This is a genomic window from Mesorhizobium sp. M2A.F.Ca.ET.067.02.1.1, from assembly GCF_004023285.1.
GTDB lineage: Bacteria > Pseudomonadota > Alphaproteobacteria > Rhizobiales > Rhizobiaceae > Mesorhizobium.
The window spans coordinates 1-10,516 of sequence record NZ_RZSB01000131.1; the positions used below are offsets into that span (position 1 = coordinate 1).

7 protein-coding genes and 4 pseudogenes are annotated in these 10,516 nt (G+C 59.5%); 4 read left to right on the forward strand and 7 right to left on the reverse strand.

Features of this window, described 5'->3' with window-relative positions:
* The 5 genes and pseudogenes from EOA28_RS12335 to EOA28_RS12355 form a co-directional block, all read right to left on the reverse strand.
* On the reverse strand, positions 1 to 402 hold a 402-nt coding region (locus tag EOA28_RS12335; RefSeq protein ID WP_148670699.1), incomplete at its 3' end, for a hypothetical protein.
* Between the two features lie 192 nt (positions 403 to 594).
* Positions 595 to 908, reverse strand: a pseudogene (locus EOA28_RS40165) (ATP-binding protein); the annotation flags it as partial.
* Positions 841 to 1,693, reverse strand: a pseudogene (locus EOA28_RS12345) (hypothetical protein). The pseudogenes EOA28_RS40165 and EOA28_RS12345, both read right to left, overlap by 68 nt.
* 1,199 nt (positions 1,694 to 2,892) lie before the next feature.
* Positions 2,893 to 4,209, reverse strand: a complete 1,317-nt coding sequence (locus EOA28_RS12350) for a HipA domain-containing protein (RefSeq protein WP_127206482.1) — start codon at positions 4,207 to 4,209, stop codon at positions 2,893 to 2,895.
* A complete protein-coding gene (locus EOA28_RS12355) occupies positions 4,199 to 4,537 on the reverse strand; it encodes a helix-turn-helix transcriptional regulator (protein WP_236383572.1) in 339 nt (112 codons plus the stop codon). Before EOA28_RS12355 ends, EOA28_RS12350 begins: the two co-directional genes overlap by 11 nt.
* A 612-nt stretch (positions 4,538 to 5,149) precedes the next feature.
* Here EOA28_RS12355 and EOA28_RS12365 point away from each other — a divergent pair.
* Both EOA28_RS12365 and EOA28_RS12370 read left to right on the forward strand, forming a co-directional pair.
* Positions 5,150 to 5,626 (forward strand): annotated as a pseudogene (locus EOA28_RS12365) (aldehyde dehydrogenase family protein); the annotation flags it as partial.
* A gap of 215 nt (positions 5,627 to 5,841) precedes the next feature.
* Positions 5,842 to 6,114, forward strand: a complete 273-nt coding sequence (locus EOA28_RS12370; protein ID WP_128314921.1) for a hypothetical protein — start codon at positions 5,842 to 5,844, stop codon at positions 6,112 to 6,114.
* Positions 6,115 to 6,167: 53 nt separating this feature from the next.
* On the opposite strand, the pseudogene EOA28_RS12375 reads toward EOA28_RS12370, so the two are convergent.
* A pseudogene (locus EOA28_RS12375) lies at positions 6,168 to 6,631 on the reverse strand (OB-fold nucleic acid binding domain-containing protein); the annotation flags it as partial.
* 304 nt (positions 6,632 to 6,935) lie between these two features.
* Entirely contained in the window at positions 6,936 to 8,861 is a 1,926-nt protein-coding gene (locus tag EOA28_RS12380; RefSeq protein ID WP_128314922.1) for a potassium transporter Kup, read from the reverse strand.
* A 975-nt stretch (positions 8,862 to 9,836) separates the two neighbouring features.
* On the opposite strand from EOA28_RS12380, the gene EOA28_RS40895 reads away from it, so the two are divergent.
* Positions 9,837 to 10,115: an AlpA family phage regulatory protein gene (locus tag EOA28_RS40895; protein ID WP_127309512.1), complete on the forward strand. Its 279-nt coding sequence runs from the start codon at positions 9,837 to 9,839 to the stop codon at positions 10,113 to 10,115.
* A gap of 56 nt (positions 10,116 to 10,171) precedes the next feature.
* A partial coding sequence (locus EOA28_RS12390; RefSeq protein WP_210214938.1) for a hypothetical protein occupies positions 10,172 to 10,516 on the forward strand: 345 nt, incomplete at its 3' end.

Here is a 10,516-nt window from a genome sequence, read left to right on the forward strand (position 1 = left end):
TCGCTTGGCATCCGCGTAGTCGCTGCTCCCCTCATTCCCATCGGACGCATTCATCGCCATATCGCGCGGGTCCAGATAGCCTTCGAATGCGGATTCTGCAAAAGGACCTGCCAGACACGCAACTATCTCCCGGATCGCATCATCGCGTTCCAAACATCGATCCATATCGTCCTCGAAAATCGGCTTTCGCTTCGAGGTGAATCCTTGCGTTGAATAAAAACCCGCGCCTTCGACAACACCACCGCACTCTCCGTCACCGACGTCGGGGTAAATACTAACACTTGAGAAAGCAGGGAGTTCACGGTCGTCGTCGAACGTCTGACGGTGCAAAACGATGGCGGCCACCGCGTGCCCGGCTTCGTGATGCACCACAAGCGGCAGATATTGGGAGGCTACATTCATGCGGTGCGGCTCTCAGGTCTAGTTTGCTTTTGCGCATAGGACCGCAATTGTCGTGCCAACTGGGAAAATCGTTTCGGGCAATGCGATCGCTCCGATAGCGTTGCGTCTCCTGTCTGACATTGTTGGGAAGTCGACACGCGCCCGTCGCAATGCGGTCGACCTTCCGCGCGAGTTGGGTGACCCGTGAAGGCGGCCGACCAGGACGATGTTGCGCTGATCGGCGACGAAGGCGCGGCCGGGCGAGATCGCGCATCAGGGGGTGACCGGCGTGTCGGCGAAGTGGAAGTCGTCGATGTCCTTGGCCAGCGGCAACTTGGCGACAGCGAACTGGTATTTGATGGAGCGGGCCTGCTTCTCCGATATCTCGGCCTGCAAGAGATCACCGACAATCCTGGGCGGCTCGTGCCGTCGCTTGATGGCGACGCGCCCATGATCTCGTCATAGGCTCTGCGCATTCCGTAGAGCTTCAGCGCTCCCATCAGTTCCAGTACCTCGGTGCGTTCCATGGCTGTTTGTCCTCCTGAGACTGTCATAGCGGGTGCAGTCGGCGACCGCTCGTGACTAGCTTCAGCGCTTGGGGAATGGAAAGGATCGTGCCCGGCGCCGGATCGCGGCTGCGGGCCAGGATGTTGAGGATCACCGGCGCCGACGATGCACCGTGCTCGATGGCTTCCTGACAGGCGGCCTCGACCGCGCTCAATCCGTCGGTCAGCACCCAGGTGAGGATCAACACCATCTGCCGGTCGACGTCATCAACCGCCTTGAGCTGCGCCGCACCTTCTCCATTGCCGACCGCACGACCCAGCCAAGGAACGGCGCGCGCCGTGTGCCAGGGATCGTAGACGACCTCGTTGCGGCCAAAAGAGCGAACGTGTTCTCCCACGACCACGCCATCCTCTGGCGGATGCGATCCGATCGACATAAGCATGGATCTCGATGGGCCGACCGACGGCACTCGACAGCACCGAGTATTTGTTGTTGTCGAAGCGCACCGTGCAGGTCTTCGACACCGACGGGGGAATGCAATGGAAGCCGTCGAAGCGACCGGCAGCCGCTCCCGCTGCGGCTTGGCCGCATTCGCCGACAGCAGCCGGTCCCGCGTCTCACGCCGAGCTCCCATGCGGGGATAGGGCTGGTGCTTGCGCTCGTAGCGGAACTGCGTCTCCTCAGAACGCAGGACCTTGCGCACCACCTTGCGCGACATCTTCAGCTCACGGCAGATCGCTTTGATCGACTTCCCCTGGACCAGCGACAGCCGACGTATCTTTGCAATCGTCTCTAAAACCAACATCCAAAACACAAATGCCTCCGATCAAGCCGGAGGCATCTTGATGACCCCATCGTTAAGGGGTCCCGTTTGGACGAAAATCACCCTTTAAACAGGGTCCCCATTCCACGAAAAATCAATGCACTACCTTCCAAAGCTGCGAGAGATCGCCACCGACCGCTTTGAAGGGGCTTTCGGCGGTCTCGTCAGCGAGGTTGTTGCATGAAGAAACATCAATCCACAGCATTGGGCCGAAGCATGCCACGGGCTCATGCCGCGGGAGAGCGGGAAGATATTCTTGAAAGAAGCGGTCTCCGACATCAATACCGAGAGGATGGGCAGCTTTCTCACATCACTTGAGGTCGAGCGTGGCAGTTGCGACCCGCAATGCAAGGCTGGCGGCGATGCATGCCTTTGCGCGGTTCCTGATTTCGGAGCACCCCGAATATTAGGATACGCTGCAACTGGTGGTGACACTTCCCTTCAAGAGGGCGCGTGGGTGGCACCTGTCGAATATCTCGATGAGCCCGGAAATCAAGAGCGTCCTGGCGCGTATCGACCGCCGCACGCCTTCTGGACAGCGGGATTACGCTCTGTTTTCGCTGATGTTCAATACGGATGCACGAGTTCAGGGATCCTGAATCTTCGATTGTGACCTTCGTCTGGTATCGCCCTGTCCCGCCGAGCAAAGCAACGACCGCCCCACACTGCTCACCCGGTTCGGTGTTCGATACTTGCTGCGCACACATGGCTGCGGGCGAAGGAACCACCATGGCGGAAAAGAGCATCCATCATCGCCCTTTGCGGGACACGACGGCCATCCACCTCGTCAAGGCGGGTGTTGACATCGCCACCATCAGTCGATGGCCAGGCCACTCGGGCTGAACTAACGATGCGCTACGCCCAGGCCGGTATCGATATGAAGCGGCAAGCGCTCGAACAAGTCTTCCCCGACGTGATGTCATCGGCAAAAGATCAGACGATCATCGCTTTGATGGCTGGATGTTTGGCTGGCTGCACCGCTTGTAGACGCTCAGTTATGTGGAGTTGTATCGCGGGAAGTCGCGCGTCTTGGGCTTTTGCGGTGTCAGCTCAACATCTCTCCGCAGTGCACGTTGTCACTGTTGAAGAGCCGTTTGTTCAATCTTCGTCCTGGCACGGCAAGGGTTGTCCATATTGTGGCGTCTTGCGCTTGCCGAGCTTGTCCGAAATCCAGCGCCGGATCAGGCGTGAACACTGTTGCGTAGTTCGTCAGCCAGAGCGCGGAGAACGTCGGCGCTTCCTTCCAGCGCCGTAAAAGCGTAGGGATTGAGGAACTGTCGGCCCCAGAACAGATTGCGATCTATGCCGGATAGCGTAGCTTCCTCGCTGACACGCGGCCAATTCTCCGCAATGCATCGGAGCTGGCCTTCAACAATCGCAAGAGCTTCCGGCGCGCTGAGCAGGAAGTGATGCGCCGCTTCAAGGCAGGACGCTATCCGGCTCATGCGGTTATTGCCGCTGATGAGCATGGCCTGGCTGGCCTCCTGGCCACTGCGGGCCTGCGGACAAATATCGTACGCAGGCGTGAGGGTGAGCTTAGCCCCGTCCCAGAATGCCGCATGGTTGCGGGCATGATCGTCGGTGTTGCCGCAAAGTATGTTGAAGACAATGCGGCTGAACAACTCGCGCAGAGTTTCCGACGGCGCGGTGAATCGGTGGCGAATGATCTCCGCCAAATCCTGGTAGCTGGCGTAACGCGCCATCATCTCATCGAGCGCGAGCATCGTCAGCGCTGAGACCATGGATTTGCGTTGCCAGCCGCCCGTGACCTTGATCCGGTCGAATCGCTCGACGAGCAACACGTCGTTGCCTGCGGCGCGAACGAGCGAGACGGATGCCGCTCTGATGCCGCACAAGGCGGCAAGCCGCATGGCTATGAATTCTCCTTTGACGACGCTGTAAAGGTCGGCAGACGAGGAAAATTTCGCGACATGCTTGACGGCGTCATCCTCGATCAGCGCCTTTGGCCTTGCGCCGCCGATCGAGCTGCCGTGATGCAGCGCCTGATCTAATTCGGGGGTGAGCGGAATACCTTTCTCTACCCGCTCCGCCGATTGGACAAGCTCTTCGAGAGTGGCATTGGCCAGTGCGCGCGGCTCGTAATGCGTGGGCGAAAACTGAAAATCGAGCGCGCCGATGCGGTCCGAGCCTGATTCCAGCAAGAACGTCAGTTCTGAAATATCGAGCCGCGCGATTTCATCGCCCTTCACACCGAATTTGCGGTTTAGGATAACCCGTCGTCCCCAGGCATCAGGGGCAGCATCGCGGATGCATCCCGGCATGGTTAGGCCAGGAAGCAAAGGCAATTCGCCTGCCTTCAGGGGCAGTTCCGGGAGATAAAGCGGGATCGCGCTGCCCAGTTCACGAAAGCTCCTGCCATAGTTGAAGCTGACGAGTCCGTCATGGGCATATAGCCGCCCGGCGACAACCGGCGCGGTCTCGCCCGGCAGCCAGACCCAGACATAGGCTTCGTCGTACTTGGGGACCTTAGAACTCATCGACGATCTGCTTGCTGGCCTTGTAGACGTGCTTCGGCAGCAGCGCGATGCGATCGTCCATGCGGCCTGTGAGGGCTGTGATGCCCTTGCCGTCGGCATCGAACAGCTTCACACCGACAATGGCAGCAGCTTCGAACATCAGTCCGATTTCGACTTTGGGATCGCCCTTCTCGATGCGCTGCAGGGTGCTGCGTGAAACACCGATTCTCTCGGCTAACTCCTGTGCGGTTAACCGGTGCTGCATCCGGCCAAGCCGGATGGTCTTACCGAAAAGGCCAAGCGCTTCCATCGCGTAGCGCGAATAGGTGCGTTTATACGTTGCCTTCATTCGGGTCTCTGTGACCTATGCATGATCCATATCGCCTTCTTTCGAACTTTATATAGGTAATGTCACAGAGCGACTGCCAAAGTCAAGACTCCGTATCGCAAGCGTTACCCATCCGAACGAGGAAGGCGGATATTGCCTACGGCTCCTGCACAACCGGCCAGCTCTGCGCCCCTCGGGCGAGGCGGAGATCTGGCGCTGGATCGCGGACAGCCTTGAGACGCCTCGCATGAGTCATTCATGGGCGGTCCCTGGTGCGAGGCCGCGGCGCTCGACTGCTGGCCGACATTCTCGGTGGCGGGACCCGCAGCCGGCTACACCAGCACTTTTCGACCGCATACGCGCCCAGCTTCTCTCCGAAATCATTGCCAATGAGCGCGAACCTCATGCGATCGCCGAGCTGGCCTGGCGGCGCGGAATCTACGGCACGCATCCGTATTCGAGACCGCCCAAGGGAGCCTGACTAGCGTAACGCCCTCCGATCTAAGCGCCTTCCACAAAGCCGCTTTCGCACGCGACGGGCTGCATGTGGCGGTCGTAGGCGACATAGATGCCAAGCCCTGAGAGTAAGGCTCTACCAGCTGTTCGGCGATTTGCCTCAGAAACTGGCGCTTGCCGGCGCGAACCAGTGGTATCGCGAGGGCGAGCACGCCGAGCGCTTTTCCTCCGCCCTCCACTGACCACAGACCCGCACGCAACGAAGCCGCGCTCGATCTTATCGTGGCGTGGCTAGGTGCAATGTTTGCTCTCGCCATCAGGCCGGCTTTCCCGATGGCGTGGTCAACCTGGATCTATGCGTCCGAAGGTGATCGCGTGGGCCGTGAACTCTGCACCAATTTCAAGATTCAAAAGATCAGCTTTACCGGTTCGAACGAGGCCGGACGGCTGCTGATGCGTCAGTGCTCTGACCAGATCAAGAAGGTCAGCCTTGAAACCGGCGGCAATGCACCTTTCATCATCTTCGATGATGCCGACATTGACGGTGCTGTTGACGGTGCGGTCCAGGCGAAGTTCCGCAATGCCGGCCAGACCTGCGTTTCCGCGAACCGCATTTACGTCCAATCGAGCGTTCACGATGAGTCCGCCGAGAAATTGTGGAGAAGGTCCGGCACTTATCAGTGGTCCGACGTCTACTCCCGGAGCTAAGCCGTCGCCAACCCAAGATCGAGTCCCACATCGCAGATGATAATTCGATGCGGGGCCGAACGATAAATATGCATGCTTTGGCCACCCCGAGGCAGGGCTCATTGAGATGATCCGACCGCCTTGGAACAAAGATGGGGTAGAGCAGATGAAGCGTTGGCAGCGTGTCTCCATTCGACGCGAGCGCTGAGGATGGGATCACGATCATTCGCATCACGCGCAGCCGCAAGGGCGATGCCATGGCTACTTTGGAATCGTTGAAGTGGTTTGAGCCGGACAGTCACAAATACACCCGTTACGCCGCGGCTCAGGATACGGGGCGGCGTCCGGCGGTGGAGGTGCTCGCTGACTTAAAAAGGGTGCGGGCAGTCGTTGCGCTTGAGAGCGACGACATTTGGGATCCGGCACGGGGTGACCTGCTGCCAATCGGCAGTTAACAGGGTCCGACAAAAGTGTGCACAACATGCTGCTGAAGTGGCCTCCGGAAGCGCTACCGGAAGTTACGCGTCTTGAACTTGATAGGGTCGATATGGTCATACTGCATCGACGATGTCGCGCCCCTTCGGCATGCCGCGCGGATCGATGCCCGATCCGCCGTGATGAGCCTCGTCCCTCGGCCGTGCGGCAACGGAAACGGCGTCTTGCGGTTTCCCACGCTGGCCAGCCCGGCCGACAGATCGGTCAGCTCGTGGGCGACGAGGTGCACCACCTCCTCTTCCGTCGGATGCGTCCGCGGACGCCGAGCATGGCCGAAGCAAGAAGCACGCGCCGGAATTTCTCGAGAGATCTTGACCCAGACGACGACGTTTGCCGCACCCGTCTCATCCTCCAGAGGAACATGAAGCCTTTGGCCGAGCCCGGCCGCTGCCGGACCAGCACCAGGCCGGCGGCCTCGAGCCAGCTTCTGCCTCGCGCCTGCATAGCATCCTGACAGGTCACGGTGCGGCGCCGGTTAGGCGGCACGCCGATTTTGGCAACGCTAGCCGGTGAACTGAAGAATGAAGGTCGGACTTGCGGCACATCGATTAGGTTCAAATGATAAGTTGCTGCCCGGCGAGGTCGTTTCAGCGCATCTCGACTGGTGGGTCGGCAAGACAATGCGGAACGGAAATGATCGCAGGCGTAAAGGACGGCTTTCGGGGCCGGAAGCTTCAGGCCTGGAACCGGACCCCAGTTTGGCGCAAGCATCGTGGCCTCCGCCCGGTCAGGCATTCACCGGCTCGCGAAATGCCAATTGATTCTGCTTAACCGGGCATATCTAAACGGCCACTTGCGTTCCGATCTCGACCACACGTCCGGTCGGGATCTGGAAATACTCCGTCGCGTCGGCGGCCGTGCGCGCCAAGCCGATGAACAGCTTGTCCTGCCACACCGGCATGCCGGAGTTGGGTGACGCCTTGAGCGAGCGACGCGACAGGAAGAAGGACGTCGTCATGATGTCGAACTTCCAACCCTGCTTGCGGCAGATCGCCAGCGCACGCGGGATGTTAGGCTGTTCCATGTAGCCGAAGGTCAGTGTCACCCGCATGAACAGCTCATTGATCGTTTCCATCTTGATCCGCTCGCTGTCGGGCACCACGGGCTGCTGCGCCGTCACCACAGAGAGGATGACGTTCTGTTCGTGCAGCGCCTTGTAGTGCTTCAGGCTGTGCATCAACGCGGTCGGCGCACTGGCGGGATCGCTGGTCAGGAACACGGCCGTACCGGACACCAGCTGCGGTTTCTTCTTGAACAGATTGCCCGCAAGGAAATCGAGCGGAATCTGGTTCCTGCGCGTCTTGTCAAATAGATACCTGCTGCCTCTTATCCAAGTCCACATGGTCATCACGATCACTGCGGCAATGGCAAGCGAGGCCCAGCCGCCTTCGAATACCTTGACGATGTTAGCTGCAAAGAAGCCGGTATCGATGAAGACGAACACCGCCATTAAGGCTATCGCGACGCCGAGCGGCCATTTCCAGATGCGCGTCATCACAACAAAAAGCAGTATGTTAGTCACCAGCATATTGCCGGTCACCGAAATACCGTAGGCCGAGGCCAGCCGGCTGGATTCGCCGAAGCCGACCACCAGCAGCATCACCACCAGCGCCAGCATCAGGTTGATGCGCGGCAGATAGATCTGGCCCGACTGTTTTTCCGACGTGTGCTGGATGACGAAACGCGGCAGCATGTTGAGCTGTACCGCTTGCCTGGTCAGCGAAAAGGCGCCGGAGATCACCGCCTGGCAGGCGATCACGGTCGCCGCCGTGGCAAGCACGACCATCGGAATAAGCGTCCAGCCCTGGTTCATCTCGAAGAACGGATGACCGACAACGCCGCCATTTGCCAGCACGAAGGCGCCTTGCCCGACATAATTGAGCAACAGACAAGGGAACACGATCGCCAGCCAGGCGAGCACGATCGGCTTGCGGCCGAAATGGCCGAGCTCGGCGTAGAGCGCCTCGGCTCCGGTGACGGCTAGGAAGACTGCACCAACCGTAACGAAGGCGACGTCAGGCGAGTTGACCAGGAACGACACGATGTAATGCGGGCTGATTGCCAGCAGGATTTCCGGGTCGTCCATGATGTGGTTGAGCCCGGAAAGGCCGATGGCCAGGAACCACAGCGCGGTAACGGGTCCGAACACCAATCCTACGCCGCCAGCGCCAAACCGCTGTACCGCAAACACGATCGCCAGGATGGCCAGTGTCAGCGGCACCACATAGGGCTGGAACGTCGGCGTGACGACATTCAAACCTTCGACCGCCGACAGTACCGAGATTGCCGGCGTAATGACGGCGTCGCCAAAAAAAAGCGCCGCGCCGACGATGCCGATGCCGATGCCGAGGATCACCGCAGAGCGGGTCGGGAAACTGTTGCGCGCCAGCGCCATAAGCGACAGCACTCCGCCCTCGCCTCGATTGTCGGCGCGGAGCACGAACATGATGTATTTGATCGTCACGGTGATCGTCAGGGACCAGATGATCAGCGAGAGTACGCCGAGGATGTCGCCACGGCTGGCGACGTTGCCACCCGCTGATGCATGCAACGCCTCGCGAAATGCATAGATCGGGCTGGTGCCTATATCGCCATAAACGACACCTAGTGCGCCCAACATCAGCGCCTTGGTGCTGTGCTGCTCGACCTCAGAATGGCTCGATTGTTCGACAGGTTCTGCCTCGTTACCAGCATTGGTAAGGGCCATGGACGACACTCCGATAAGCGCGCGGTGCTCTACGCTTGCTGCACTGCAATATCAAGTTCCGTCACGTAATGTCTGCCGTCTCGCCTGTCGTTGCTCGCCTTGGTAGACTCGCCAGCCCGCAGCCCTACCGAGCAGCAATAGCGCCCCGGCAGAACCCTCAATCGCCCAGATCAATGAATGGTTATCGCCCACAGTGCCCCCCCGCGATGCGGCCGATGGCGACCAGGGTGTCGTGGGCGCACAAGGATGGCGCTTTCCTGATGACGCCGTGCTCCAGGTGTGATCGCACCGTTGCTGCGCAAGCCATTTACTTGCTCGTCCCAGCGAGGACCGTGGCCAACTGGAACGCAGGGCCACGCCGCTCACCGGCCGCACTTTGCGGCGCAGATAACGATTCGATTTCCGCGGCGAGATTCTGGTTGAAGAAGCCACCAAGCTTGTCGAAGGACACACGGTCGTAATATCGACATGCCAGTATCCGCAACCCAGAAAAGCTCCTTGGGCTCCGCTGCGCGCGCCACGAACAACCCGATCTTCTCTGCGAAGAGGACGCCGTAATCCTTCAGGTTGAAGCCAAACCGGGGGGCGGCCGTGACGTATGGGCGAAGGGCTAGGAGGCGGGTTCGGTGAGGAACGGCATTGATGTCCACGCCGTCTCCTGGAAAGACAGAGGAATGCGGTGTCACCGACTGGCGCCGGAGGTTGATCCGGTGATTAGGAGGAGCACTCGTTGTCGGATTCTCGACGATGTCGGACATCTGACACAACGCTGCCAGAGCGATCGCGTTGTTCCGAAACGATTTTCCCAGTTGGCACGACAATTGCGGTCCTATGCGCAAAAGCACTGCGATGCCGCACCGACTGGAAGAACTCATCAATGATCACGCTTTTCGAACATGTGGGCGCCGCTACCAACACTAAGCGTTCCCGATCAAACGGAAGCCTCTATCCCTTCTTTCTGAAGGCTGTCCGGACATGAACGCATTTGATGTCCGTCCAACGCTGGATGCTCCCGACGACGATCTCTATCTTTGGCTTGAAGATGTGGAAGGCGAGCGGGCACTTGCCTGGGCCGCCGGCCAGTCGGCAAAGACCCTGAAGCACTTCAGTGGAACGCAGTTCGAGCGCGACCGCGCGACTCTGAAGGCAGGCCTGTTCCCTAAGCGGCGTCGCATCTCCCCCGGCCGAGTCGCATGGCTTGAATCCGATATCAGGGCTTGGATGGAAACTAGACCTGAGAGCCGCACCGCATGAATGTAGCCTCCCAATATCTTCTCCCGTCTGTGGCGCATCACGAAGCCGGGCACGCGGTGGCCGCCATCGTTTTGCACCGTCAGATGTTCGACGACGACCGTGAACTCCCTGCTTTCTCAAGTGTTAGTATTTACCCCGACGCCGGTGACGGAGAGTGCGGTGGTTTTGTCGAAGGCACGGTTTTCTATTCAGCGCAAGGATTCACCTCGGAGCGAAAGCCGATTTTCGAGAACGATATGGATCGACATTTCCAACGCGATGAAGCGATCCAAGTGATAGTTGCGTGTCTGGCAGGTCCTTTTGCAGAATCCGCATTCGAAGGCTATCTGGACCCGCGCGATATGGCGATGAATGCGTCCGATGGGAATGAGGGGAGCAGCGACTACGCGGATGCCAAGCGA

Excerpts from the sequence above, each read along its gene's own strand:
- EOA28_RS12350 (WP_127206482.1), bottom strand. The coding sequence starts at position 4,209 with ATGAGTTCTAAGGTCCCCAAGTACGACGAAGCCTATGTCTGGGTCTGG.
- EOA28_RS40895 (WP_127309512.1), top strand. The coding sequence starts at position 9,837 with ATGAACGCATTTGATGTCCGTCCAACGCTGGATGCTCCCGACGACGAT.
- EOA28_RS12355 (WP_236383572.1), bottom strand. The coding sequence starts at position 4,537 with ATGAAGGCAACGTATAAACGCACCTATTCGCGCTACGCGATGGAAGCG.
- EOA28_RS12380 (WP_128314922.1), bottom strand. The coding sequence starts at position 8,861 with ATGGCCCTTACCAATGCTGGTAACGAGGCAGAACCTGTCGAACAATCG.